23 protein-coding genes are annotated in these 24,705 nt (G+C 68.9%); 14 read left to right on the top strand and 9 right to left on the bottom strand.

Annotated elements, in window-relative coordinates:
- Positions 1-98 precede the first annotated feature (98 nt).
- From AU195_RS25730 to AU195_RS16555, 3 genes are all read right to left on the bottom strand, one after another.
- Positions 99-242 (bottom strand): hypothetical protein, encoded by a 144-nt coding sequence (locus tag AU195_RS25730; RefSeq protein WP_157531158.1) that lies wholly within the window; start codon positions 240-242, stop codon positions 99-101.
- 47 nt (positions 243-289) lie between these two features.
- On the bottom strand, positions 290-937 hold the full coding sequence (locus AU195_RS16560; protein ID WP_172800612.1) for a hypothetical protein: 648 nt from the start codon (positions 935-937) through the stop codon (positions 290-292).
- A gap of 107 nt (positions 938-1,044) precedes the next feature.
- Complete coding sequence (locus tag AU195_RS16555) at positions 1,045-1,644, bottom strand: TetR family transcriptional regulator (protein WP_059160151.1); 600 nt, start codon at positions 1,642-1,644, stop codon at positions 1,045-1,047.
- A gap of 69 nt (positions 1,645-1,713) precedes the next feature.
- On the opposite strand from AU195_RS16555, the gene AU195_RS16550 reads away from it, so the two are divergent.
- Positions 1,714-2,502: an SDR family NAD(P)-dependent oxidoreductase gene (locus tag AU195_RS16550; RefSeq protein WP_059160150.1), complete on the top strand. Its 789-nt coding sequence runs from the start codon at positions 1,714-1,716 to the stop codon at positions 2,500-2,502.
- Between the two features lie 13 nt (positions 2,503-2,515).
- Complete coding sequence (locus tag AU195_RS16545) at positions 2,516-3,589, top strand: NAD(P)H-dependent amine dehydrogenase family protein (protein WP_059160149.1); 1,074 nt, start codon at positions 2,516-2,518, stop codon at positions 3,587-3,589.
- 1 nt (position 3,590) lies between these two features.
- Here AU195_RS16545 and AU195_RS16540 read toward each other — a convergent pair whose 3' ends face one another.
- The 6 genes from AU195_RS16540 to AU195_RS16515 form a co-directional block, all read right to left on the bottom strand.
- Entirely contained in the window at positions 3,591-4,250 is a 660-nt protein-coding gene (locus AU195_RS16540) for an NAD(P)H-binding protein (protein ID WP_059160148.1), read from the bottom strand.
- An 84-nt stretch (positions 4,251-4,334) separates the two neighbouring features.
- Positions 4,335-5,792 carry an acyl-CoA synthetase gene (locus tag AU195_RS16535; RefSeq protein WP_059160147.1) on the bottom strand — a complete coding sequence of 486 codons (1,458 nt, stop codon included), beginning with the start codon at positions 5,790-5,792 and terminating at the stop codon, positions 4,335-4,337.
- Positions 5,793-5,820: 28 nt separating this feature from the next.
- Positions 5,821-6,594, bottom strand: a complete 774-nt coding sequence (locus tag AU195_RS16530; protein ID WP_059160146.1) for an SDR family NAD(P)-dependent oxidoreductase — start codon at positions 6,592-6,594, stop codon at positions 5,821-5,823.
- 1 nt (position 6,595) lies between these two features.
- Positions 6,596-8,158 (bottom strand): AMP-binding protein, encoded by a 1,563-nt coding sequence (locus AU195_RS16525; RefSeq protein WP_059160145.1) that lies wholly within the window; start codon positions 8,156-8,158, stop codon positions 6,596-6,598.
- A gap of 4 nt (positions 8,159-8,162) precedes the next feature.
- Positions 8,163-8,900, bottom strand: coding sequence for a GntR family transcriptional regulator (locus AU195_RS16520; RefSeq protein WP_059160144.1), 738 nt, complete (start codon positions 8,898-8,900; stop codon positions 8,163-8,165).
- Complete coding sequence (locus AU195_RS16515) at positions 8,897-10,516, bottom strand: SMP-30/gluconolactonase/LRE family protein (RefSeq protein ID WP_059160143.1); 1,620 nt, start codon at positions 10,514-10,516, stop codon at positions 8,897-8,899. Before AU195_RS16515 ends, AU195_RS16520 begins: the two co-directional genes overlap by 4 nt.
- 144 nt (positions 10,517-10,660) lie before the next feature.
- Between AU195_RS16515 and AU195_RS16510 the strand changes: the two genes are divergently transcribed.
- The 12 genes from AU195_RS16510 to AU195_RS16455 all read left to right on the top strand — a co-directional run bounded on the left by AU195_RS16510 (position 10,661) and on the right by AU195_RS16455 (position 24,686).
- A complete protein-coding gene (locus AU195_RS16510; protein WP_059160142.1) occupies positions 10,661-11,506 on the top strand; it encodes an SDR family NAD(P)-dependent oxidoreductase in 846 nt (281 codons plus the stop codon).
- Positions 11,506-12,921, top strand: a complete 1,416-nt coding sequence (locus AU195_RS16505) for an aromatic ring-hydroxylating oxygenase subunit alpha (RefSeq protein ID WP_059160141.1) — start codon at positions 11,506-11,508, stop codon at positions 12,919-12,921. The genes AU195_RS16510 and AU195_RS16505 overlap by 1 nt, the downstream gene beginning before the upstream one ends.
- A 61-nt stretch (positions 12,922-12,982) precedes the next feature.
- Positions 12,983-14,815, top strand: coding sequence for a flavin-containing monooxygenase (locus AU195_RS16500; RefSeq protein WP_059160140.1), 1,833 nt, complete (start codon positions 12,983-12,985; stop codon positions 14,813-14,815).
- 62 nt (positions 14,816-14,877) lie between these two features.
- Positions 14,878-15,813 (top strand): SDR family NAD(P)-dependent oxidoreductase, encoded by a 936-nt coding sequence (locus AU195_RS16495; protein ID WP_059160139.1) that lies wholly within the window; start codon positions 14,878-14,880, stop codon positions 15,811-15,813.
- A complete protein-coding gene (locus tag AU195_RS16490; RefSeq protein ID WP_059160138.1) occupies positions 15,806-17,029 on the top strand; it encodes a CaiB/BaiF CoA transferase family protein in 1,224 nt (407 codons plus the stop codon). Before AU195_RS16495 ends, AU195_RS16490 begins: the two co-directional genes overlap by 8 nt.
- A gap of 2 nt (positions 17,030-17,031) precedes the next feature.
- Positions 17,032-18,183, top strand: coding sequence for an acyl-CoA dehydrogenase family protein (locus AU195_RS16485; protein ID WP_059160137.1), 1,152 nt, complete (start codon positions 17,032-17,034; stop codon positions 18,181-18,183).
- Entirely contained in the window at positions 18,180-19,097 is a 918-nt protein-coding gene (locus tag AU195_RS16480) for an acyl-CoA dehydrogenase family protein (protein WP_059160136.1), read from the top strand. Before AU195_RS16485 ends, AU195_RS16480 begins: the two co-directional genes overlap by 4 nt.
- Entirely contained in the window at positions 19,094-20,050 is a 957-nt protein-coding gene (locus AU195_RS16475; protein ID WP_059160135.1) for a Gfo/Idh/MocA family protein, read from the top strand. Before AU195_RS16480 ends, AU195_RS16475 begins: the two co-directional genes overlap by 4 nt.
- The gene (locus tag AU195_RS16470) at positions 20,047-20,823 is read left to right on the top strand and encodes an enoyl-CoA hydratase/isomerase family protein (RefSeq protein ID WP_059160134.1); all 777 of its coding nucleotides are present in this window, start codon (positions 20,047-20,049) and stop codon (positions 20,821-20,823) included. The genes AU195_RS16475 and AU195_RS16470 overlap by 4 nt, the downstream gene beginning before the upstream one ends.
- Positions 20,820-21,980, top strand: a complete 1,161-nt coding sequence (locus AU195_RS16465) for an acyl-CoA dehydrogenase family protein (protein ID WP_059160133.1) — start codon at positions 20,820-20,822, stop codon at positions 21,978-21,980. Before AU195_RS16470 ends, AU195_RS16465 begins: the two co-directional genes overlap by 4 nt.
- On the top strand, positions 21,980-22,966 hold the full coding sequence (locus tag AU195_RS16460; protein WP_059160132.1) for an acyl-CoA dehydrogenase family protein: 987 nt from the start codon (positions 21,980-21,982) through the stop codon (positions 22,964-22,966). The genes AU195_RS16465 and AU195_RS16460 overlap by 1 nt, the downstream gene beginning before the upstream one ends.
- Before the next feature lie 4 nt (positions 22,967-22,970).
- Positions 22,971-24,686, top strand: a complete 1,716-nt coding sequence (locus tag AU195_RS16455) for a thiamine pyrophosphate-binding protein (RefSeq protein ID WP_059160131.1) — start codon at positions 22,971-22,973, stop codon at positions 24,684-24,686.
- The last annotated feature ends 19 nt before the right edge of the window (positions 24,687-24,705 follow it).

The raw sequence follows: 24,705 nt of genomic DNA, 5'->3' as shown, positions 1-24,705 counted from the left end.
AGAACCAGATGATCAGACCGGTGCCGCCCCAGGCGGCGACATATCGCAGGATCTCCCAGATCCAGTCCACCAGTGCGACCTCCTCGGTAGTGGGTCCGTCATCGAATCGCCGGACCGCGCACGGCCGGGGCGACGGGTTCGGCCGGCGTCGCGTCCCCTGTGCCCGGGATGTCGGTGGTGGTCGGTACTGCGTGGATCCCGAGCACGAAGACGCGCACCGACGTCCTGACTTGAGCCGTCATGGTGAGTACTTTGTATCCGCTTCACTGACGTAAGTCAATGAGTTGAGTCAGTCCGCGAAGATCTCCCGGTTGACGGTGTGCAGGTAGGGGATGGCCAGGAACGGCGTGATGTAGAAGATGTCGTACAACCACCACCCGACGACGGGGAAGATCGTGCCCGCATAGCGCACGTCGGCGTACATGGTCATGTTGAACACGTAGAGACACCAGATGACGACGCCCATCCAGCAGGTGACGATCATCCATTGATGGCCCCAGCGCTTCATCTGCAGGAAGCCGATACCGGCGGCGATGCGCATCGTGAAGACGGTCAGGATCATCCCGACCTCCATGGCCTTCTCGCCCGGCCCGGCCGCCCCGCCCAGCCAGAGTTCGTTGTAGTGCCAGAAGTAGCCGGCGTCGAACATCGCGCCCCAGCCGTTCAGCAGGATTCGCGCCAGGATGGTGTGGCTGGCGACGAGGTCGAGTGCCCATCCCACGGTGTTGATCGCGGCGTCGATGATCACCAGGTATCCGATCAGGGTGACGATCATCGGCCGTACCGACAGTCCTTCGCGCTGCGCCTCGCGCAGCAGCCACACGCCTCGAAGGAACAGCGGGAGGCCGAAGATCCCCAGCGCTGCGGTCCCGATGAGCAGGCTGCCGGAGATGAGCCACTTGTCGGCCCGGCGCTGCGCCAGTCGCGAGCGCTCCATGTGCTCCTCGAGGCCGCCGACGGCGGCGGCGGACGTGGGCGGATTCACAGCACCCTCCTGGGATCGGCACCCAGAGCATCGCAGCAACGTTGACCTAAGTCAACGAATCACCTCACGTCGAGACCCCGCAGGGTTTGCGTCACGTAGTCGTCGAGCATCGCGCTCTGCGTCGGCCAGTTGTGCGTGGTGGTCAAGAGTGCATAGAGGCCCAGCAGGAAGAACACCGCGCTGTTCACGGGATTGACCTCGGCGTCCACCTCACCGCGCCGCTGCGCCCGTTCGATCCCGCCGGCGAGCTCGACGATCACCGGGTGCTGGGCGCTCTCGTCGATGGGCCGCGTCTGCGAGAAGTGCAGCGCGAGGAAGTCCTTGAACAGAACCGACCCCAGGCGCCGCTCGAGCCCGAGGACGAGCCGGACCGACTCCTGCAGAACCGATTTGACGTCGGGCATCGCAGCCGCCGACCGTTTGAGTTGCTTGGCGATGCGTTCCTCTTCTCGTCGCTCGAGTTCGAGCAGCACGTGTTCCTTGGTGGGGAAGTGGAAGAAGAAGGTGCCGTGCGCGACCCCGGCCGCGGCCACGATGGCGCCGACATCGGCCGCGGCGATCCCGGACCGCTTGAACTCGGCGATCGCCGCGCCCATCAGCCTCTCCCGGGTCTGCAGACGCTTGGTCTCGCGGGCCGACGGCTTGTCCACCACTGCCATGTATCCACAATAGCTGGATCATCGACCCTGGTCTGTGGTTGACTGCGGTCAGTCGGCGAGAGGGGCGGCATGGCGCTCGAGCAGTTCGACCTCGGCGGTCGGGTCGCGATCGTGACCGGGGCGGGAAAAGGTGTGGGACAGGGGATTGCGCGAGTCCTGGCCGAGGCCGGTGCGACCGTCGTGGGCACAGCGCGCACCGAGAAGGACATCGTCGGCACGATCGCCGGTATCGAAGAGGCGGGCGGGAAGGGCCTCGCCCTGGTCGCCGACGCGATGAGCCGCCCCGACGGTGAGCGTGTGGTCGGCACGGCGATCGACCGGTTCGGTCACATCGACATCCTGGTCAACAACGTCGGGGGATCGACGTACGCGCGCTTCCTCGACATCACCGACGAGGACTTCCGGCACACCTTCGACTGGTGTGTGACGTCGGCGTTCATCATGAGCCAGCTGGTCGCCCCGCACATGATCGAGGCCGGCCGCGGCTCGGTCATCAACATCTCCTCGGGCTCGGCGCGATTCGGTATCCGCGCCTTGGCGGCGTACTGCACCGCCAAGGGCGCCCTCGAGGCGCTGACCCGGGCGATGGCGCAGGAACTCGCCCCGAAGATCCGTGTCAACGCCATCGCGCTGGGCTCGTTCGCCACGGAGGGGTTGCAGGGCAGCCTCGACATGCTGCCCGGATCGCTGGAGAAGATGACCGCGTCGACACCCCTGCATCGCCTCGGTGACGTCGAGGACCTCGGACGATTGTGCGTGTACCTGTCCACGCGGGACTGCTATGCGACGAACGCGATCTTCCACGTCGACGGCGGCATCGACTCGAACAACTCGCCTCTGCCCATACCCGACTACTGAACGAGGACAGACGATGCGCAGGGTCGTTCAGTTCGCCACCGGCAACGTCGGGCAGCATTCACTGCGGGCGGTCATCGGCAGGCCGGATCTCGAGCTGGTGGGCGTGCACGCGTCGAGTCCCGGGAAGATCGGGCGCGACGCGGCCGACCTGTGTGGTTCGAGTGAGCCGACCGGCATCGTCGCCACGGACAACCTCGACGCGTTGATCGCCCTGGCGCCGGACTGTGTCGTCTACACGGCTCAGGCCGAGACGCGGCCGATGGAGGCGCTCGAGCAGTTGACGACGATCTTGTCCGCGGGTATCAACGTCGTCGCCAGTTCACTGGTGTGGTTGGTGACCCCCCGGCTGGCCGATGACTGGCTGCGGGTGCCGTTGGAGCAGGCGTGTGACGCCGGCGACGCGTCGCTGTACGTCAACGGCATAGACCCCGGCTACTCGGGTGACACCGAGGTGCACAGTGCGCTGAGCCTGGTGACACGGGCGACGTCGGTCACGGTGCAGGAGATCTTCGATTACGGCAACTACGACGACTTCGAATTCACGGGCAAGTCAATGGGATTCGGGCTCTCCGCTGAGGACGAGCAGCCCCTGTTCTATCTCCCCGGGGTCCTCACGTCGATGTGGGGTGGGCAGGTGCGCAACCTCGCCGGTCAGCTCGGCATCGCGCTGGACGACGTCCGGCAGCGGATCGAGCCGTGGTACACGCCGACGCGGATCGAATGCACGATGGCGACCGTCGAGCCCGGTGGCATGGCCGCCGTGCGATTCGCCGTGGAAGGTGTCCGCGACGGCGCACCCGTCATCACCATCGAACACATCACCCGCCTCACCACCGCGGCCGCTCCGCAGTGGGAGTACCCACCGGATGGCAGGACCGGTGTCCACCGGGTGGTGGTCGAGGGCGAGCCGCGCGTCGAACTGAACACCCACGTGTCGCACCCCCGGCTCGACGTCACCGAGGCCGGGTGTGTCTCCACCGCCGCGCGAATCGTCAACGTCATCGACTGGGTCTGCCGGGCGCCCCGGGGACTGATCGCGGTGGAGGACATCCCGCCGGTCGAGATGGTCCGCGGCCTGATGTGGTGACTCAGCCGACCGCGGCGACCGCGTCGTCGACCGGGGTGTCCCCGCCGATCAACTCGAAGGTGCGGCCGGCGGTGGCCGGGTTGTCGAGCACGGTGAGCAGGACGGCCGCGACGTCCTCGCGGGGGATCGCGCCGTAGCCGGTGGAGTCCGCGATGTGCACCCGGCCGGTGCCGGGATCGTCGGTGAGCCGTCCGGGCCGCACGATGGTCGTGTCGAGTGCGCGCCGGGACCGCACGGCGTCGTCGGCGGCGCCCTTGGCCCGCAGGTAGGTCACGAACACCGGATCACCCGCGTCGTCGGGCGCCTCGGTGTTCGCGCCCATCGACGAGATCGTCACATAGCGCTTGACGCCGGCGGCTTCGGCGGCGTCGGCCAGCAGGATCGCCGCGTCGCGATCCACGGTCTCCTTGCGCTCCGCACCGCTGCCCGGCCCCGCCCCCGCGGCGAAGACGACCGCGTCGGCGCCCCGCACCGCGTCGATCACCTCGTCGACGGAGGCCTTCTCCAGGTCGAGCACCAGTGGCTCCCCACCGACGCGCCTCAGGTCGTCCGCGTGGTCGGGGTTGCGGATCAGCCCGACCGCCGTGTCGCCCCGCTGGGCGAGGAGACGTTCGAGGTGCAGTGCGATCTTGCCGTGTCCACCGGCGATGACAACCTTCATGGGGTCAAGCATGCCTGGCGAGATCGTGATTTGGGCGCGCTGGCATACGCTCAGCGTCGGTGAGCGCGCCGAAATCGCCCGGTCTCACGCCAGTTGCGCGCGCAACGCCCGCTTGAGCACCTTGCCGTAGCTGTTCTTCGGTAGCTCGTCGACGAATTCGTAGCGTTTGGGCCGCTTGAATCGTGCGATGCGGGTCAGCAGGTGCGCGTCGAGGTCCGCCGGATCGGCAGTCCCGACGATGAACGCGACGACGATCTCACCCCACTCCTGGTCGGGTGCGCCGACCACGCACGCCTCGGCCACGCCGGGGTGCTCGATCAGCACCTCCTCGACCTCGCGGGGGTAGATGTTGCTGCCGCCGCTGATCACCACGTCCTTCGACCGGTCCCGCAGTGTGAGATATCCGCGGCCGTCGAACGACCCCATGTCCCCGGTGTGCAGCCACCCGTGGCGCAGGGTGGTCGCGGTCGCCTCGGGGTTGTGCCAGTAACCCGACATGACCACGTCACCGCGGCAGACGATCTCACCGATCTCGTCGACCGCCGCGGGCGTACCGTCCTCCCGCACCACGGCCACGTCCACCCCGGACCGGGCATAGCCCACGGACCCGAGGATCGCGTCGTCCGCACCGAGGTGATCGGCGCGGCGCAGGCCGGTGATGGTCATCGGCGCCTCGCCCTGACCGTAGAGCTGGACGAAGATCGGGCCGAACGCCGCCATCGCCTTCTTGAGGCTGTCGACGTACATGGGTCCGCCCCCGTAGACGACGGTGCGCAGATTCCGCGGGCGGGGGCGGCCGGTCTGCACGAGGCGCTGCACCATCGTGGGCGCGAGGAACGCGCTGCACCCCGGATGGTGTCCGCACAGGTCGAGGAACTCCTCCGGATCGAACGCCCCCGACGCGGGAATCACCTGACGGGCGCCGCGCAGCACGTACGGCGGTATGTACAGACCCGACCCGTGCGACATCGGCGCACCGTGGACGAGGCTGCAATCCTGGTCGGGCGCATCGAAGTCCGCGAGGTGGGACACGGTCATCGCCATCAGGTTGCGGTGCGACAGCATCGCGCCCTTGGACCGGCCGGTGGTACCGCTGGTGTAGAACAACCACGCCAGCGCGGCCGGATCGGTGTCCGGGGGCGCGGCGGGCTCGCCGGCGAACCACCGCTCGTACGGATCGGCGCCGATGGTCTCGACCGGTACGTCGACGTCCAGCCGGCCGGCGATCGCCGGCGACGCGAACACCTGCGCCGCACCGGAATCCGCGACGATGTCGGCCATCTCGCGTTCGTGCAGCTTGTAGTTGATCGGGACGTAGACGAACTCCGCGGCCCAGATCCCGAACATCAACTCGACGATCTCCGGGCGGTTCTCCGACGCCACGGCGATCCGGGTGCCCGGCTCACCGCGCAGCGCGCCCGCCAACCGCAGCGCCCGCTCCCGCAGCTCCGCCCACGTACACACCTGCCGCTCACCGTGATACACCGCGCCCCGGTCACCGAATCGCGCGGCGGCCTGGTCGAGCAGGGCAAACAGGTTCATTGTTGTCTGCTCTTCGCGCAAGCGCTCATCACCGCGCAACCCACTCCGAGTTCAGTGCGAAGTCCGACAGGTACTTGGTCGAACTCCACCCACCGTCGACGACGATGGTCTGCCCGTTGATGAAACTGCCGCCTTCGGAACACAGGAACGCGACCGTGGCCGCGAGGTCCTCGACCTTGCCCAGCCGCGGGTACGGCGTCATCTCGGTGTTGATCTTGCGGAACCGCTCGTCCTCGAGGCGGCTCGCCACCATCGGCGTCAGCGTGACGCCGGGGGCGACGGCGTTGCAGCGGATCCCCTGGGGACCGTACTGGCAGGCGATGTGCGTGGTCAGCGCGGTGAGCCCGCCCTTGGCGGCCGAGTACGCACCCCCGCGCAGGCCGCCCACGACGGCGAAGGTGGAGGTGACGTTGATGATCGCCGAGCCGGGCCCCATGTGTGGGATGACGTCGCGGGCCAGCCGGAACGGCGCGCGCAGCATCAGACCCAGGAAATAGTCCAAGGATTCGTCGTCGGTCTCGTGCAGCGGTTTCGGGCTGCCCACCCCGGCGTTGTTGACCAGGAAGTCGATGTGGCCCCACCGCTCCACGGCGGCGGCCACGACACGCTGCGGCGCGTCGTCGGCGGTGAGGTCGACCGCGAGGGTCTGCACCCGGTCGGGGTCGCCGATGGCGGCTCGCAGTTCGGCGAGCCGCTCCTCGTCGCGCCCGGTGCCCAGCACCGCCATCCCCGCTTCGGCGAGTTTCGTCGCGCAGCCGAACCCGATGCCGCTGCTCGCTCCCGTGACTATGGCGACCTGCATCTCACTCCACCTTCCGGGTTGTCAGCACCGCCCGAATCCGGTGCTTGAGCACTTTGCCGGCATCGTTGCGCGGCAATGCATCCCAGAGCTCGACCTGTTCCGGGATCTTGAACGTGGCCACACCGTGGGTCTGCAGCACCCGGCGCAGGTCCGCCACGTCGGGACGGGCGCCGTCCGCAGGAACGATGACGGCGCAGGCCCGTTCACCGGTGCGCGCATCCGGCACGCCCACCACCGCGATCTCGGCGATCCCCGCGCTGCCCACGAGCAGATCCTCGATCTCCTTCGGCGAGATGTTCTCGCCGTTGCGGATGATGAGGTCCTTCGCGCGTCCCGTGACGACCAGGTGGCCGCCGTCCCAGCGGGCGAGGTCGCCGGTGCGGAAGTAGCCGTCCTCGTCGAAGGATTCGAGCTCGTCCTCGGCGTGGTGGTAGCCCACGAGCATCTGGGCGCCGCGGGCGCGGATCTCACCGTCGACCAGGCGGACGTCGGCGATCCCGGGCCCGCCGTCGGAGTCGGCGGCGTATCCGGGGTCCTGCAGGGCGCCGACGGTGGTCACCGGCACCTCGGTCGACCCGTAGACACGGGTGACGGCGGCCCGGTCGAAATACGCCGCCGCGCGCCGGATCAACGACGGCGGCACCGAGGCGCCACCGCAGATGAACACCTTCAGATCCGGCAACCGGGTGCCCGCGCGTTCGGCGGCGGCCAGCAGCTGTTGCAGGAACGGCGTGGCGCCGGCCATGTGCGTGCAGTGCTCGGCGGTCATCAGCGCGACGGCCTCGTCGGCGTCCCAGCGTTCCATCAGCACGGCGGTGGTGCCCAGCAGCAGCGGGCACTCGAACGCGTAGATCGACCCGCCGATGTGGGCGATGGGCGACGGCACGAGGAACGCGTCGCCGGGGTCCACCCGCCAGTGGTCCCGAATCTGGGAGATCAGCGCATGGATCGAATTGTGACTGTGGAGAACGCCTTTGGGGCGGCCCGTGGTTCCGGAGGTGTACATCACCATCCGCACCTCGTCCGGATCGGGTGCGCGCAGCGCGGTGGCCGGCGAGTCGTCGAACAACTCCCGGTACGCGGTGTGGCCCCCGTCCTCGCCCCGGACCACCACCACCTCGGGCGGCCGGTCCAGTGCGCCGGCCACCCGGTGCAACATCGCGGCGTAGTCGTGACCGCGGAACCGGGCGGGGACGAAGACCATCCGGCTGTCCACGTCGTCGAGCAGGAAGCGCAGTTCGTGGTCGCGCAGCGACGGCAGGATCGGGTTGACCACCATCCCGGCCAGCGTCGCACCCAGGTACACGACGGCGGCCTCGTGCCAGTTGGGCAGCATGAACGACACGACGCTGCGCGCGGGCAGGCGCGCGGTGAGCGCATGGGCCAGTGCGGTGGCCCGCTCGAGCAGCACCGCGCAGGTCAGCCGGCAGTCGCCGTCCACCAGGACGACGCGGTCCGGTGTCCGCCGCGCGGCGTCGCGCAGGCTGTCGGCCAGGGTGGTGCGCACCCACAGCCCGCGGGCGTAGGCGTCCGCGACGCGGCTGTCGTCCGACCGGAGAGGCACCGGTCTAACCCTTGACCCGGCGCATCGTCATCGAGTGCCGGTAGCGCGCCGCCGGGTGCGTGTTCACCGTGACCTGGGCGACCTCACCGTCGGAGGTGGTGTACGTGCGTTGCATCTGCAGTGCGGCGCTGCCGGATTCGACGCCGAGCCGGCCGGCCACCCCGGCGGGCAGCACCACCGCGGCGATCTCCTGGTGCACCTCGACCACACTGACCCCGAACAGGTCCTCGATCAGCGGGAAGATCGGGCCGGTGTGCCGGGGCAGCAGCCGGCCCACGGCGGCGAACGCGCGGTTGATGTAGTACTCCGTGCGGCAGATGGGCGTCGATGCGGTGTCGGCCTGGCGGTAACCCAGCACCGCGAGCCATTCCGAGCCGAGGGGGAGCCGCGTCCGCTCGGCGAGTTCGGCATCGACGGTCACGGTGGCGTTCGACTCGACGGTGAACTGCGCGCCCGCGGCGAACGCCAGCAGATCGTCGATCGACATCACGTCCTGGGCGTAGGTGTTGCCCGCCGGGCGGGGCACCACCAGGGTGCCCGCCCTGGGGCGTGAGGTGACCAGGTTGTCCTCGCGCAGCCGGCGCAGCGCCTCCCGGATGGTGAAGCGGCTGACCGCGAACCGTTCGCACAACTCGTGCTCGGTGGGCAGCTGAGAGCCGACCGGATACACCCCGTCGACGATCTCCTTGCGCAGGGTGCGAGCCACCTGCAGGTAGCGGTGCTCGGTGTGGGTGACGCTCATGTGCTGCGGGTGTCGCGCCGCAGCGCCAGCACGCTGCCGTCGCCGTCGGCGGAGACGAACAGCGTTCCGTCCCGGCCCATCGCGATGCCCGCGAACGGTCCCTGCGGGCCGGAGAACGGCGGCATCCCCCGCAGCGGTTTGGGCTCCACGCCCGGCGGGGGGCCGACGGGCAGCCCGGAGGCGATCGTCCGGCGGTCACCACTGTCCAGGTCCACCGCGATCACCTCTTTGGCCCCGGCGTCGACGATGTAGAGGACGCCGCCGTCGACCAGCAGCCCCTGGGGCCGCTGCAACCCGTCGACGACGGTGACAACCTGGGTCCCCGCCAGGCGCACCACCCGCCCGGCTCCGGATTCGGCGACCAGCGCAGTGCCGTCCGGCCCGATCGCGACGCCCACGGGTTCGCGCAGGTCCGCTGCCAGCAGCTGCACGGTGCCGTCATGCACCGAGTGCACCCGCCCGGTGCCGAGTTCGGCGAACACGGCCGCGCCGCCGGGAGCCGTCGCGATCCCGTACAGCTGGTCGAAACCGTCTGCCAGAACGTCGCTTTCGCCGGCGGCGGGACGGTACCGGGTCACCTGGCCGCCCGAGGTGGTGACCACGAACTCACCGCCGCCCGTGGGGGCCAGACCACGCAGGAAGCCGGGATAGCCGGGGGTGAACAGCATGCCGACGGTCTGCAGCGAACCATCGGCCTGCACGAGGTAGAAGTACGTGCCGTCGGCGACGTAGAGGCCGCCGTCGTCGCCGACCGCCAGGTCCAGCGGCCAGTTCAGCCCGCCGGCCAGGGTGGTGCGGGTGTCGCCGCCCGCCAGGATCTCGGTGATCTCGCCGGTGAAATTGGAGACGAACAACCGGTCGCCGACGAACGTCAGGTTGTCCAGTCCGGGCGACAGCTGGGCGAGCAGCGTCTGCGCACCGCTGCGCGGGTCGATGCGCAACACCTGTCCGCTGGCCACCTGCGTGGAGACGATGAACCCGTCGGCGTCGAACTTCACCGCGTCGGGCACTCCGAGGTCACCCGCGACGCGTTGCGGCTCGCCGCTGTCGGGATGGATGCGCCAGATCTCGTTGGCCGTCATCAGCGGGTAGTACAACAATCCGTCCGGACCCACCTCCATCGCGTTCGGCGACGGCAGGTTCTCGGCGAGGGTGCGGACGATGCCGCCGTTGCCGTCGAGTTCCATCAGCCGTCCGCCCTCGCGGCACTCGCCGACGAACAGCCGTCCCTGGTGGACGGTGATGCCGTTGGCGCACGGCAGGTCGTCGCGCAGCACGCGGGTCCGGCCGTCGGTCCCGCGCACGCTGACGCGGCCGTCCATCACCTCGGTGGCGTACAGGTCGCCGTCCGGCCCGAAGGCCACGTCGTCGGGGGCGATGATGTCGCCGCCCTTCGGGCTGACCGTCTCCAGGTTTGCGGTGCCCAGGTCGAGCGCGCTGATCTGGCTGCCGGTCACCTGGGCGACGTAGACCCGGCCGTCCGGGCCGGTGCGCAGGCCATTGGCGCCGAACAACCGGCTCGGCGCGGTCACCCGCTCGAGGCGCCACCCGTCGGCGACGGCCGGCTGTGCGCCGGGGTAGCGGGTGGCCTGCAACGACTCGGTCGGCGACGTCATGAACCCGGACGTTATCAACCCCGGCTAGTCCAGACAATAGGCGGCAAACACCGTTTCTCGGCCCTTGACGTTCGGATAAACCCTGCGGAATAGTGTTCTGCAATATGCAGAGCACCGTATGTCGTCCGGACAATTAGGTTGGGTATGCACGAGTCGTTGAACCTGACCGGCCGGATCGTCGTCGTCTCCGGCGCGGGTGGTGGCGGGATCGGCACCACGGTCACCGACCTGGCGGCCACCGCGGGCGCGACCGTCATCGCGGTCAGCCGCAACCAGGACAACCTCGACCAACACGTCGGTCCGCTGATCGCCAAGGGGCTGTCGATCGTCACGGTCGCCGCCGACGCCTCGACCGACGAGGGCATCGCCCGCGTCCTCGACGAGGTGCGGCGCACCGAAGGCGATCTCTACGGGTTGGTCAACGTCGCGGGCGGCGCCGCCCCCGCGACATGGATGCCGTCCACCCGCGTCACCCGCGACGACTGGCGGTCGTTGTTCACCGCCAACCTCGAAACCGCGTTCTTCATGAGCCAGGCCGTCGCCGCCGAGATCAGGTCACAGGGCCTCAAGGGGTCGATCGTCTCGGTGTCGTCGATCAGTGGGATGAACACCGCCCCGTTCCACATCGCCTACGGCACGGCCAAAGCCGCGGTGGTCGCGATGACCCGCACCATGGCCGTCGAACTGGCGCTCGACAACATCCGCGTCAACGCCGTCGCCCCCGGTGTCACCGAGACCGCCGCCTCGGCGACCTACGTCGACGAGGATCCCGAACGGGACCGCACGGCGATCGCGATGGGCCGCCGGGGCACACCCGTCGAACAGGCAAACGCCATCCTGTTCCTGCTGTCCGACATGTCGAGCTACATCACCGGCCAGACACTGCTGGTCGACGGCGGCCTCGACCTCAAGTGGACCCATCTGGGCGCCGACAACACGTCGTTGTTCCTCAAGGACGAAGGCTTCCGATCCGCGATCAAGGAGATCTGATGACGCATACAGAATCCGACCTGGACGCCGCGATCGAGGTCGACGCCGATCCGGACGACTCAACGGGTGAGATCGCCGAGGATCTGTCGGACTCGATGACCATCCCGGTCGAGGCGTACATCTCCGAGGAGTACGCCCGCGCGGAGCGGGACAAGCTGTGGCGCAAGGTGTGGCAGCAGGTCGGGCGCGTCGAGGAGATCCCCGAGGTGGGCAGTTACCTGACCTACGACATCCTCGACGACTCGATCATCGTGGTCCGCACCGGGCCCGACGAGTTCACCGCCCACCACAACGTGTGCATGCACCGGGGTCGCCGGCTCATCGACGTCCCCGACCGGGCGAAGAACGCCGTCGGCCGCGCGCGGAAGTCCTTCGTCTGCGGATTCCACGGCTGGACATACGGTCTCGACGGCGCGTGTACGCACATCCGCGAACAGGACGACTGGAAGGGCAAGCTCACCCCGCGCAACACCCACCTCGCGCCGGTGCAGGTGGACACCTGGGGCGGGTGGCTGTTCGTCAACATGGACCCGCACTGTGAACCGTTGGCGGACTACCTGTTTCCCGCCTCGAAGATCCTCGACCCGTTCGGGCTGGAGAACATGCGCTACAAGTGGCGCAAGTGGTTGTACTTCGACTGCAACTGGAAAGTGGCGTTGGAGGCCTTCAACGAGACGTACCACGTGTTCACCACCCACCCGGAGTTCAACAAGTTCGGCGAGTTCAAGGGCTGGGCCAAGGCGCAGGGCAAGCACAGCAACATCGGCTACGACGCGCCGAAGGGCATGGACGAGACGAAGTCCAAGATCCGGCTCGGGACGGGTGACGATCCGCGGGTCTCCACCGCGGAGATGCAGATGTACACGTGGGAGCAGACCAACGCGACCACCACCGAGACGCTGGTCAACGCGGCCAAGCGGCTGGTCGATGAACTGCCCGAGGGCACCCCGGCCGACAAGGTGCTGCAGCACTGGCTGGCGTCGGCGCGTCGTGACGACGAGGCCCGCGGTGTGATCTGGCCGACGATCCCGCCGGACATCCTGGGGCAGAGCGGCACCGCGTGGCAGCTGTTCCCGAACTTCCAGATCGGCCAGGGCCTGACGAGCGCACTGTGCTACTCGGCCCGGCCCGATCCGAGCTATGACCCGAACAAGTGCATCTTCGAGGTCGCCGTGTTCGAGCTGTACCCCAAAGGCGAAGAGCCCGAGACGGAATGGGCGTACACCCCGAAGGACTCACCGAACTGGCTGTCGGTGCTGCCGCAGGACTTCTCGAACATGGCGGCCGTGCAGCGGGGCATGAAGTCCGCGGGTTTCCCCGGCACGATGCCCAACCCCTACCGCGAACGCAGCACCGTCAACCTGCACCACCAACTGTCGAAGTACATGGGCACCGGAGAGCCCCGCGAACTGTGATCTCGGTGCACTCAGTCGCGCTCAGCGCAACCAACGACACCGAATTCGCCCAAGGAGAGATATGAGCGACTGCGCCCCGACCCAGACCCCGGACGACTTCGACATCGACGCGCTGCGCGAGAGGTACGCCCAGGAACGCGCCAAACGGCTTCGTCCCGAAGGGTCCAAACAGTACGTCGAGCTGACCGACGAGTTCGCCGGCTACTACGAGAACGATCCGTACACCCCCGTGCAGCCCCGCAACCCGATCCACGAGGACATCGACGTGGCGGTGCTCGGCGGCGGGTTCGGCGGGCTGCTGTCGGCGGCGCACCTGAAGAAGGCCGGCGTCGACGACGTGCGGATCATCGAACTGGGCGGCGACTTCGGCGGCGTCTGGTACTGGAACCGCTACCCGGGAATCCAGTGCGACAACGAATCCTATTGCTACATCCCGTTGCTCGAAGAGCTGAACTTCATGCCCAGCAAGAAGTTCGCCGACGGCGCCGAGATCTACGAGCACTGCCGCAACATCGGCAAGCACTTCGGCCTCTACGACAAGGCGATCTTCTCCACTCAGGTCAGGGATCTGCGCTGGGATGACGAGATCCACCGCTGGCGCATCAGCACCAATCGCGACGACGACATCCGCGCCCGGTTCGTGGTGCTGGCGTCGGGTCCGTTCCACCGGCCGAAACTGCCGGGCATTCCGGGCATCCGGGACTTCAAGGGCCACGCCTTCCACTCGTCGCGGTGGGATTACGACTACACCGGGGGCGACACGAGCGGCAATCTGCACAAGCTGGCCGACAAGAAGGTCGCCGTCATCGGCACCGGCGCGACGGCCATCCAGATCGTGCCGTTCCTGGCGCGTGACGCCGAGCATCTCTACGTGTTCCAGCGCACGCCGTCCACCGTCGACGAACGCAACAACGCGCCGACCGATCCGGAGTGGGTGAAGTCCCTGCAGCCGGGCTGGCAGAAGGAACGCCAGCGCAACTTCCACGCCTGGACGTTCGAGGGGATGGCGCCCGGGCAGCCGGATCTGGTGTGCGACTTCTGGACCGAGATCGGCCGCAACACCGCGGCGCGGGTGATGGCGCTCGAGGATCCCGCTTCGCTGACGCCCGAGCAGTTCATGGCGATCCGCGAGGAGGAGGACTACAAGTTGATGGAGCGGTTGCGCCGCCGCATCGACGCCCTCGTCGACGATCCCGAGACCGCCGAGGCGCTCAAGCCGTTCTACCGGTTCCTCTGCAAGCGGCCACTGTCCAACGACGAATACCTGCCGGCGTTCAACCGCCCGAACGTCACGCTGGTCGACGTCTCGGACTCCAAGGGCGTCGAGAAGGTCACCGAGAAGGGTTTGGTGGCAGGCGGCGTCGAATACGAGGTCGACTGCATCATCTACGCCAGTGGGTTCGAGATCACCACGGACATCAGCAGGCGGTATTCGATCGACGCGATCGAGGGCCGCGACGGCCTGTCGCTCTACGACTACTGGCGCGACGGGTACAAGACGCTGCACGGGATGACCAGCCGCGGCTTCCCGAACCAGTTCTTCACCGGCTTCACCCAGGTCGGGATCTCGGCCAACATCGCGGCGAACTACGAACTGCAGGGTGAGCACATCGCCTACGTGATCGCCCAGGCGCTCGAACGGGGAGCCGAAGTCGTCGAGCCCACCGAGGATGCCCAGGAGGCGTGGTGCCGGACGGTCAAGGACACGGCCGTCGACAACTCGGCGTTCGACGCCTCCTGCACGCCGGGCTACTACAACAACGAGGGCGGTGGCGGCGGCGAGGGCATCCGCTCGCACCTCGGCGAACCGTACGGTCCGGGCTTCTACGCGTTCGGCGACCTGCTGGCCTCCTGGCGCGAGAAGGGCGATCTGGATGGCCTGCAACTTGCGTAACGCCACGGCGGAAGATCACCCGAAATTCCGCCGTGGCGTTACGCAAATCGGATGGTCGGCGCATGGCTGAGCTCAGGTACGACGGCCGTGTCGCCGTCGTCACCGGCGGAGGTCGCGGGCTCGGCCGGGCGTACGCGCTGCTGCTCGCCTCGCGCGGGGCGAAGGTCGTCGTCAACGACCTCGGCGGCAGCCTGACCGGCGACGGCAGCGACGAGGGTCCCGCGCAGGAGGTGGCGCGCGAGATCGTCGCCGCCGGAGGCGAGGCGGTCGCCAGCACCGAGTCGGTGGCCACGCCCGAAGGCGGAAAGGCGATCGTCGACGCGGCGCTGGACACCTACGGCCGCCTGGACATCCTGATCCACAACGCCGGCAACGTGCGGCGCGGATCGCTGCGCGACATCAGCTACGAGGACTTCGACGCGGTGGTCGACGTCCACCTGCGCGGCGCGTTCCACGTTGTGCGGCCGGCGTTCCCGGTGATGTGCGACGCCGGCTACGGCCGCATCGTGCTGACATCGTCGATCGGCGGCCTCTACGGCAACCACGACGTGGTGAACTACGCGGTCGCCAAGGCCGGGGTGATCGGACTGTCGAACGTCGCGGCGATCGAAGGGGCGGCGCACGGGGTGACGAGCAACGTCATCGTGCCCGCGGCCGTCACCCGGATGGCCGAGGGGATCGACACGTCGGCCTATCCGCCGATGGGCCCGGAACTGGTGGCGCCGACCGTCGGCTGGCTGGCGCACGAAACCTGTTCGGTGACAGGCGAGATGTTCGTCGCGCTGGCAGGCCGGGTGGCCACGGCCGTCCTCACCGAGACGCCGGGCGTGTACCGGCCGTCGTGGTCGGTCGAGGACGTCGCCGCCGACCTCGACGCCATCCGCGACCGCTCGCAGCCGGTCGTGTTCCCGGTGGTGCCCGACGGCCACAACGCCCACATCCGCTACAGCTTCGGGATGGCTCTGCAGAACTCGGGGCAGGGAGCCTCACATGGCTGAGACGGCGGGGCCGTTGGCGGGTGTGCGCGTGGTGGACCTGACCGCGATGGTGATGGGTCCGTACTGCACCCAGATCATGGCCGACATGGGCGCCGACGTCGTGAAGGTCGAACCGCCGGAAGGGGACAACACCCGCTTCATCTCGGTCGGCCCCGCCCCGGGGATGAGCGGGGTGTTCGTCAACGTCAACCGCGGCAAGCGCGGCATCGTGCTGGACCTGCGCACCGAGGACGGCAAGGCGGCGCTGCGCGCGCTGATCGCCGAGGCCGATGTGTTCATCCATTCGATGCGGGCCAAGGCGATCGCCAAACTCGGATTCGCCTACGACGACGTCGCCGCGCTGAACCCGGGCATCGTCTACACCAACTGCTACGGCTACGGGCACCGCGGCCCGGACCGTGATCTGCCCGCCTACGACGACACCATCCAGGCCGAATGCGGTATCCCCGCCGTGCAGGAACAACTCACCGGCGAGGCCAACTACGTCGGGACCATCATGGCCGACAAGGTCGCCGGCCTGACCGCGCTGTACGCCACCATGATGGCCCTGTTCCACCGTGAGCGCACCGGTGAGGGGCAGGAGGTGGAGGTCAGCATGTTCGAGACCATGGCCGCCTTCATGCTGGTCGAACATGCCAACGGCGCCATGTTCGACCCCCCGCTCGGGCCTGCGGTGTATCCGCGCACCGTGGCGCCCAACCGCAAGCCGTACGAGACGAAAGACGGTTACATCGCCGCGCTGATCTACAACGACAAACACTGGAACGCGTTCGTCGACGCGGTGAAACCCGTGTGGGACAACGATCTCTACGGGACCCTCGAGCGGCGGGCGAAGCAGATCGACACCGTCTACGGCCTGGTGGCCGAGACGCTGAAGGAGCGCACCACCGACGAGTGGCTGGCGTTGTTCCGCGAGTTGGAGATCCCGGCCGCGCCGATCCAGAGTCCCGGCGCCCTGTTCGACCACCCGCACCTCAACGCCGTCGGGCTGTTCGAGACCGTCGAGACCTCGCACGGCCCGGTGCGCTTTCCCGGTGTGCCGACCTGGTTCTCGCGCACACCCGGTCACGTGCGGGGGCCTGCGCCGGAGCTGGGTGCCGATACCGCCGCGGTACTCGACGAACTGGGCTTGAGCCGCGCCGAGCCTACGGTTGATGACGGAGACCCCGCGGATCTCGTCAACAACCGTAGTGTCGGCGCCTCGGAAGTGGGGTGAGCATGGACTTCGACATGGGGCCGCGGGCCGCCGAACTGCGTACCCGACTGCGTACGCTCGTCCACGACCACGTGCCCGAGCACTTCCTCGGGGCGTTCACCGACGATCCCGCCGATCTCGAGACCGCACAACGCTTCTGCCGTCTGCTCGCCGAACAGGACCTGCTGTGCCTGGCGTGGCCGGAGGAGTTCGGCGGCGGGGGAGCGTCGGTGTGGGAGCAGACCGTGGTGCGCGAGGAGATGTGGGCGCACCACGAACCGCGCGGCGCCCAGTACATGGGTGTCAACTGGGTCGGGCCGATCATCATGCGGCACGGCACCAAGGAGCAGCAGCGCAGGCATCTGCCGCCGATCGCCCGCGGTGAGGTGATCTGGTGTCAGGGCTTCTCCGAACCCGAATCCGGCTCCGACCTCGCCTCGCTGCGCACCACGGCCCGGCCCGACGGGAACGGGTGGCTGGTCAGTGGGCAGAAGATCTGGACGTCCTACGCGACGATGGCGCAGTGGTGCTTCCTGCTGGCGCGCACCTCCAGGGGTGAGCGCAAACAACAGGGCCTGACGATCTTCCTGGTGCCGATGGACGATCCGGCGATCCAGGTGCGGCCGATCCGTTCCATGCTGGGACCGCACCACCTCAACGAGGTGTTCTTCGACGATCTGCGCGTGACCGAGGCCGACGTGCTGGGCACCGTCGACGCGGGCTGGTCGATCGTGCAGGACGTCATGGCGTTCGAGCGGGTGGGCATCGCCCGGTACGCCCGGTGCGAACGGTTACTGGCCGCTGCGCCAACGGTTCTCGGCGACCGATGGGACGGTCTGTCCGAGGAACTGCGCGGACGTTGGGTGCGGATGCTCACGCACTGCCGCCGAGCCCGCCTGATGGCGTACCGCATCGTCGAACTGCAGAGCAGCGGCCGCATCCAGCCCGGCGACGCCGCCGCCTACCGCATCGCGGTGACGAAGCTCGACCAGGACAGCGCGGAGGTGCTGATGGATATCGCCGCCGAGGTGTCCCACGACGACGCCCGGGCCGCCTGGTTTCTCGGCGAGGTCGAGGACCACTGGCGGTATTCGCAGGCCGCGACCGTGTCGTCGGGCAGCATCGAGATGCAGCGCATCCTGCTGTCCCGTGCCCTGCTGGCGGCGGCGAAATGATCCTGGATCTCGGTGACGACGCCCGGGAGTACGGACGTCAGGCGCTGCGGGCGTTCGAGACCGCCGGCGGCGACCTGCTGGTGCAGCAGGCCGAGGCCAAACCGGCCGACCGTGAATCGCTTGCCGGCCCGACGCTGACCGAACTCGGCGCGTGGGAGCTCGACGTCCGGGCCGACCCGGACGAACTGGAAGCGGGCGCCGCACTGTGTCGCAGCGCCGGCTACTGGGCCGTCCCGTATCCGGTGGCCGAGCGGCTGGCCCGCCCCGCCGACCTCGACGTGGACGGCCTGCTGGTCGTCGCGGGCAACCGTCCGGCCGGTGCGCTCGGCGGCCTCGAATCACGCTGGGCGGCAGTCACGCTGGACGGTGCTCGAAGCATGGTGACGGGTCACGGCACTGCCGGGGCCGCGTTCGTCACCGAACTGGAATTGTCCGCCGTCGACCACGCCGGTGCCGGGGACCTCGCCCTCGCGCTCACTCTGCCGTGCTGGACGCTGCTCGGCATGCTCGACCGGGCCATCGACCTGACCACCGCACACGTCACCTTGCGTAAGCAGTTCGGACAGACGCTGTCGAGTTTCCAGGGCGTGCAGTTCCAGCTGACCGATGCGGAGGTCGAACGCAGCGGCGTCGACATCCTGGCCAAGTATGCGCTGTGGAGCATCGCCACCGGACGGTCCGAGGCCGTCGACGATGCGCTGGCGCTGCGGTTGGCGGCGATCGAGGCCGCGGAAGTCGTGTTCCGCGTGTGCCATCAGCTGCACGGCGCCGTCGGCTTCTGCGACGAGACCACGCTGTCGTGGCTGTCGCGCCACAGCCAGCCGCTGCGCCGTCTGCCGCTCGGACTGTCGGCCACGCGGTCGGAGTTGACCAGACGCGCGGGCCGTCACGGGCTGACGGGTCTGTACACGTGAGGGCCCTCGTCATCGGCACGGGTTTCGGCAGGCACGCCGCCGCCCCCGCTTATCAGAGCGCCGGATTCGACGTGGAGGTGGTCAGCCCCCGCGACGAGGACGCCGTCGCCCGGGGGATCGCCTCCGGCGTCGATCTGGTCTCCGTGCACTCGCCGCCGTTCCTCCACGTCGGCCATGTGTCCGCCGCCCTCGAGCGCGGCATCGCGGTGTTGTGCGACAAGCCGTTCGGCCGCACAGCCGCCGAGGCCGCCGCGATGTGCGAGCGGGCCCGCGAGGCCGGCGTCCTGACCTTCCTCAACTTCGAGTTCCGGTGCCGCGACGCGTGGGCGAAGGTCAAGGAGTTCGCCGACGCGGGCGCGATCGGCACGCCCACGCACCTGAGCTGGAACTGGTTCGGCAACGGGTTGCGCGGCCGCCGGTACGGGTGGATCAACGACGCCGACCTCGGCGGCGGCTGGATCGGCGCCTACGGGTCCCATCTGATCGACTTCACCCGCTGGGTGTTCGGCAGCGAGATCGTCGACTGCGGCGGCGTCACCCGCATCGACGACCCGATGCACCCCGACGGTGACGGGACACCGCGGGCGGCGAGCGCCGAAGACGCCTACGCGGCCTGGTTCGTCCTGGCCAACGGGGCGACGGCGGCTCAGGACACCGGGTTCGCCACGGCGACGACGACCCTGCCGCGTGCCGTGCTGCTGGGCACCGACGGCGCGATCGAGCTGACCGCCGACACGACGCTGGTGTTGCGCAGCGGCAGTTCGGCGCCCGAGACCGTGGCCTTCGACCGACCCGGGCGCCCCGACCCGGCGTTGGTGACCTTCTTCGGCCGGGTCGCCGACGCACTGCGGACGGGCACGCAGATCACCCCCTCGTTCGACGACGGGCTCGCCGTCGCCCAGGTGATGGACCGCCTGCGCGCCAACGCGATCCGAGTGGGGGGCTCCCGGTGAAGTACGACCTGCCCGACGAGCTCACCGTCACCGCGGACGGGGCGGTCCGGACCGTCCTGATCAACCGGCCCGCCGATCTGAACTGCGTCAACGAGAACCTGCACTGGGCGCTGGCCAACGTCTGGCGGCAGCTGGCCGCCGACAAAGAGGCACGTGTGGTGATCCTGTCGGGTGCCGGGCGGGCGTTCTGCGCCGGCGGTGACCTCACCTGGATCACCTCGTTCCTCGACGACCCCGCCGCCCGCGACGAGAGCATCCGCGAGGGCGCCCAGATCATCGAGGAGATGCTGCGGTTCCCGCTGCCGGTGATCGCGGCCGTCAACGGACCCGCGGTCGGCCTGGGCTGCAGTGTCGCGCTGCTCAGCGACATCATGCTGATCGCCGACACCGCCCATCTCTCCGATCCGCACGTCGCGGTGGGTCTGGTGGCCGGCGACGGCGGCGCCGCGTTCTGGCCCCTTCTCACCCCGATCATGCGGTCCCGCGAATACCTGTTCACCGGCGACCGGATCCCCGCCGCGACCGCCGTCGAACTCGGTTTCGCCAGCCGTCAGGTCCCGGCGGCCGACCTGATGACCGAGGCCCGCACGCTCGCGGGACGCCTCGCGGCCCAGCCCGTCGAGGCGCTGCAGGGGACCAAGCGAGTGGTGAACATGTATCTGTCGCAGGTCATGTCGGGAGCGCTGCAGGCCGGGTTCGCCGCCGAGGTCGCGACCATGCGCACCGAGGACCACCGCAACCGTCTGCTCGCGTTCCGGGAGCGCGCGACGTGAACATCGACGACTTCCGCGCCACCGTGCGGGCCTGGTGTGCCGAGCACGTTCCGCCGGACTGGCGCGCGGCGCAGACCGGGGTGAGCGACGACGAGTTCGTCCGCTTCCAGAAGGCCTGGTTCGCCGAACTGCACGGCGCCGGATACGCGGTGCCGCACTGGCCCGCCGAATGGGGTGGCGGGCTCTCGGTGCCCGAGCAGATCGTGCTGTACCAGGAGCTGGCCGCCCACGACGCACCACGACTGGTGCTGGCGTTCGTCGGCATCCACCACGCCGCGTCGACGCTCCTGGTCGCCGGCACCGACGAGCAACGGCGCAGGCACCTGCCCGCGATCCTGGACGGCGAGATCTGGGTGCAGGGGTTCTCCGAACCCGAGGCGGGTTCGGACCTGGCGGCCCTGCGCACCACCGCCCGCCGCGCCGGTGACACATTCGTCGTCAACGGCCAGAAGCTCTGGGCCAGCGGCGGTATGCACGCCGACTGGTGTCTGCTGCTGGCGCGCACGGACCCGGATGCGCCCAAGCGGAAGGGCATCTCGTACTTCCTGCTCGACATGACCTCCCCGGGCGTCGACGTACGGCCGATCCGCAACGCCGTCGGCGACTCCCACTTCTGCGAGATCTTCCTCAACGACGTCGAGATACCCGCCACCAACCTGGTGGGCGCCGAGAACGCGGGATGGCAGGTCGCGCAGGCGACGCTCGGCGCCGAACGCGGCATGACGATGCTCGAACTCGCCGAACGCCTCGCGAACGCCGGCTTCCACAGACTCGTGCGGACCAGCCCCGTCGACGATCCGGTGGTGGCGGACCGGTTGGCGCAGTTCGAATGCGAGATCACCGCGCTGCGTGGGCTCTGCCGAAAAGTGGTGGAGGGACACGACTCCGGTGCCATCGGACCGGCCGACGCGTCGATCGTGAAGCTCTACTACAGCGAACTGCTGCAGCGGCTCACCGACTTCGCCGCCGAGATCGGCGGCCTGCCCGGGCACACCGAGACCGCCAAACCGATGTCGAGCGGTTGGGAGTCCGGGTCGTGGGTCCTCGACTTCATCGGCTCGTGGGAGTGGACGATCCCCGGCGGGTCGAGCGAGATCCAGCGCACCATCATCGGTGAGCGCGGCCTCGGGCTGCCCCGAGAACCGAGCGTCCTCTGATGGGCTTCGAGGAGTTCCACGACGAGTTGCGGTCCGTCGCGGCCGACGTGCTCGGCAAGCGCACGCGGGGAGCCGAACACGCAGAGGACCGGGCGGTGGACTGGCCGGTCCTCGTCGACGCGGGGTGGGTGGGTCTCGAGATACCCGAACACCTCGGCGGCGCAGGCGCCACCTTCGCCGAGACCGCGGTGATCTGCCGGGAGTTGGGCCGTGCCGCCAGCGCGGGGAGCTACCTCGGCAGCGCCGTACTCGCCGTGGGCACGTTGAACGCGTTGCAGCCCAGTGAGATTCGTGACCGGCTGCTCGCCGACATCGCCGCCGGTGACACCAGGGTGGCCGTCGCGCTCGACGGGCTGGACTTCGTGCCCGACGCCGTCGGCGCCGACCGGGTTCTGGTGGTGGCCAACGGGGCGGTCGCGGTCGCCGAACTCGACGTCACACCCCTGCCCGTGGTCGACGAGACGCGTCGGCTGGCCGCGGTCTCGTCACGGACGCTCGAGCCGCCGACGATGCTGCGCTTCGACGGAGACGCCGACACCGCGGTGCGCCGGTTGCGCGAACGCGCCGCCGTCGCCGTCGCCTGCGACAGCCTCGGACTCGCCGAGGCGATGCTGAGCGCGACGGTCGAATACGCCAAGGTGCGTTCGCAGTTCGGCAGGCCCATCGGGTCGTTCCAGGCCGTCAAGCACGCCTGCGCGGACCTGCTCGTGCAGGTGCAGGTGTGCCGCCAACTCGTCGAGACGGCCGTGCACGCCGTCGTCGCCGGGGATGCGACCGCGGCCGCCGCCATGGCGAAGTCGCACGTCTGCAGTGCGGCGGTCGACGTCGCGGGCAAGGCCATGCAACTTCACGGCGGCATCGGATACACCTGGGAGAGCGGTATCCACGTGTATCTCAAACGCGCCGCGCTCAACCGCTCGCTGTTCGGATCCCCTGCGGCGCACCGCAGACAACTCGCTCAACGCTATCGCGATCAAGGAGAGTAATTCCATGGGTGTCCCCGTCTACAAACGCATCCTCGACCTGTTCGAGGCCGAGGGTGTGAACACGCTGTTCGGTATTCCGGACCCGAACTTCGTGCACATGTTCACCGAGGCCGACGCGCGCGGCTGGTCGGTGGTGGCGCCGCACCACGAGCTGAGCGCCGGGTTCATGGCCGAGGCGGCGTCGCGCATGACGGGTAAGCCGGGGTTGTGCATCGGCACGCTCGGGCCCGGCGTGGCGAACATCGCGGGCGCGATGATGTGCGCGCTGGTGGAGAACTCACCGGTGATCTTCCTCGGCGGTCAACGGGCCCGCATCACCGAGCGGCGGGTGCGGCGCGGTCGCATCCAATTCGTCCAGCAGGAAGGGCTTTTCGCGCCGTCGGTGAAGTACAGCAGCTCGATCGAGTACGCCGACCAGACCGACGAGATCGTGCACGAGGCCATCCGGCGGGCCATGTCGGGCACCCCCGGCCCCGCCTACATCGAGTTCCCGTCGCACGTCATCCTCGACGAGCTCAACGTGGGGGATGCGCCGCCGCCGTCGGCCTACCGGTTGGTGAACCAGGGCGCAGGCAGCCGTGAGGTGGCCCGGGCCGTCGAACTGATCCGCCAGGCGAAGAGCCCGATCTTGTTGGTGGGCCACGGCGTTCACACCTCGCGGACCCAGGAGCAGGTCCGGGAGCTGGCCGAGTTGATGGCCTGCCCGGTGATCCAGACCTCCGGCGGGACCTCGTTCATCCCCGGTCTGGAGGACCGCACCTTCCCGTACCTGTTCTCCCCGGCCGCCAACGAGGCAGTCGAGGAGTCCGACCTGTGCGTGGCGCTGGGCACCGAACTCGGCGAGCCCATGCACTACGGCCGGACCCAGCACTGGGCCGGCAACGACGCCAACCGCAAGTGGGTGTACGTCGAGCAGGACCCGACCGCGATCGGCGTCAACCGGCGCTTCGACGTACCACTGGTCGGCGACCTGCGCGGGGTGGTGCCGCAGCTGGTCGAGGCGCTGCGGGACACTCCGCGCGCCCCGTCGGCCAACCTCGAGAAGCTCGTCGAGGCCGACGCCGCCGAGATGGCCCGGGTGGCCGAAGAAGCGCCGAGCGGTCGCACCCCGGTGCACCCGGCCCGCTACGTCGTCGAGGCCACCAAGGCGTTCAAGGAGCACACCCAGGACGGCATCCTGGTCCGCGACGGCGGTGCCACCGTGATCTTCCAGTGGACCTACTCGCAGGTCAAACCGCGCGACGTGATCTGGAATCAGAACTTCGGTCACCTCGGCACCGGGCTGCCCTACGCCGTCGGCGCGTCGGTGGCCGAGGGCCGAAAACGGCCGGTGATGCTCTTGACCAGCGATTCGGCGTTCCTGTTCCACATCGCCGAATTGGAGACCGCCGCCCGCGAGGGTCTGCCCCTGGTGTGCGTGGTCGGCGTCGACCACCAGTGGGGCCTGGAAGTCGGCGTGTACAAGCGCACCTTCGACCAGCCGTCAACGCAGCCCGGTGTGCACTGGAGCAAGGACGTGCGGATGGACAAGATCGCCGAGGGCTTCGGCTGCCACGGCGAGTACGTCGAGAAGGAGGACGAGATCGGACCGGCGATCCAGCGGGCCTTCGCCAGCGGGAAGACCGCCGTGGTCCACGTCTGCATCGACCCGAAGGCCAACTCCGAGGAGATGCCGAAATACGACCGATTCCGCACCTGGTATGCAGAAGGCACCCAGTAGGCCGGTGGATAGGGAAAGC

The organism is Mycobacterium sp. IS-1496, from assembly GCF_001499995.1.
Lineage (GTDB): Bacteria > Actinomycetota > Actinomycetes > Mycobacteriales > Mycobacteriaceae > Mycobacterium.
Note: the sequence above shows the minus strand (reverse complement) of the source record. Positions and strands in the feature narration are given on the sequence as shown.

What these genes read in the sequence shown, in the direction of transcription:
- AU195_RS25730 (WP_157531158.1), bottom strand. Translation starts at nt 242, where the DNA reads ATGACGGCTCAAGTCAGGACGTCGGTGCGCGTCTTCGTGCTCGGGATC.
- AU195_RS16560 (WP_172800612.1), bottom strand. Translation starts at nt 937, where the DNA reads ATGGAGCGCTCGCGACTGGCGCAGCGCCGGGCCGACAAGTGGCTCATC.
- AU195_RS16555 (WP_059160151.1), bottom strand. Translation starts at nt 1,644, where the DNA reads ATGGCAGTGGTGGACAAGCCGTCGGCCCGCGAGACCAAGCGTCTGCAG.
- AU195_RS16550 (WP_059160150.1), top strand. Translation starts at nt 1,714, where the DNA reads ATGGCGCTCGAGCAGTTCGACCTCGGCGGTCGGGTCGCGATCGTGACC.
- AU195_RS16545 (WP_059160149.1), top strand. Translation starts at nt 2,516, where the DNA reads ATGCGCAGGGTCGTTCAGTTCGCCACCGGCAACGTCGGGCAGCATTCA.
- AU195_RS16540 (WP_059160148.1), bottom strand. Translation starts at nt 4,250, where the DNA reads ATGAAGGTTGTCATCGCCGGTGGACACGGCAAGATCGCACTGCACCTC.
- AU195_RS16535 (WP_059160147.1), bottom strand. Translation starts at nt 5,792, where the DNA reads ATGAACCTGTTTGCCCTGCTCGACCAGGCCGCCGCGCGATTCGGTGAC.
- AU195_RS16530 (WP_059160146.1), bottom strand. Translation starts at nt 6,594, where the DNA reads ATGCAGGTCGCCATAGTCACGGGAGCGAGCAGCGGCATCGGGTTCGGC.
- AU195_RS16520 (WP_059160144.1), bottom strand. Translation starts at nt 8,900, where the DNA reads ATGAGCGTCACCCACACCGAGCACCGCTACCTGCAGGTGGCTCGCACC.
- AU195_RS16515 (WP_059160143.1), bottom strand. Translation starts at nt 10,516, where the DNA reads ATGACGTCGCCGACCGAGTCGTTGCAGGCCACCCGCTACCCCGGCGCA.
- AU195_RS16510 (WP_059160142.1), top strand. Translation starts at nt 10,661, where the DNA reads ATGCACGAGTCGTTGAACCTGACCGGCCGGATCGTCGTCGTCTCCGGC.
- AU195_RS16505 (WP_059160141.1), top strand. Translation starts at nt 11,506, where the DNA reads ATGACGCATACAGAATCCGACCTGGACGCCGCGATCGAGGTCGACGCC.
- AU195_RS16500 (WP_059160140.1), top strand. Translation starts at nt 12,983, where the DNA reads ATGAGCGACTGCGCCCCGACCCAGACCCCGGACGACTTCGACATCGAC.
- AU195_RS16495 (WP_059160139.1), top strand. Translation starts at nt 14,878, where the DNA reads ATGGCTGAGCTCAGGTACGACGGCCGTGTCGCCGTCGTCACCGGCGGA.
- AU195_RS16490 (WP_059160138.1), top strand. Translation starts at nt 15,806, where the DNA reads ATGGCTGAGACGGCGGGGCCGTTGGCGGGTGTGCGCGTGGTGGACCTG.
- AU195_RS16485 (WP_059160137.1), top strand. Translation starts at nt 17,032, where the DNA reads ATGGACTTCGACATGGGGCCGCGGGCCGCCGAACTGCGTACCCGACTG.
- AU195_RS16480 (WP_059160136.1), top strand. Translation starts at nt 18,180, where the DNA reads ATGATCCTGGATCTCGGTGACGACGCCCGGGAGTACGGACGTCAGGCG.
- AU195_RS16460 (WP_059160132.1), top strand. Translation starts at nt 21,980, where the DNA reads ATGGGCTTCGAGGAGTTCCACGACGAGTTGCGGTCCGTCGCGGCCGAC.
- AU195_RS16455 (WP_059160131.1), top strand. Translation starts at nt 22,971, where the DNA reads ATGGGTGTCCCCGTCTACAAACGCATCCTCGACCTGTTCGAGGCCGAG.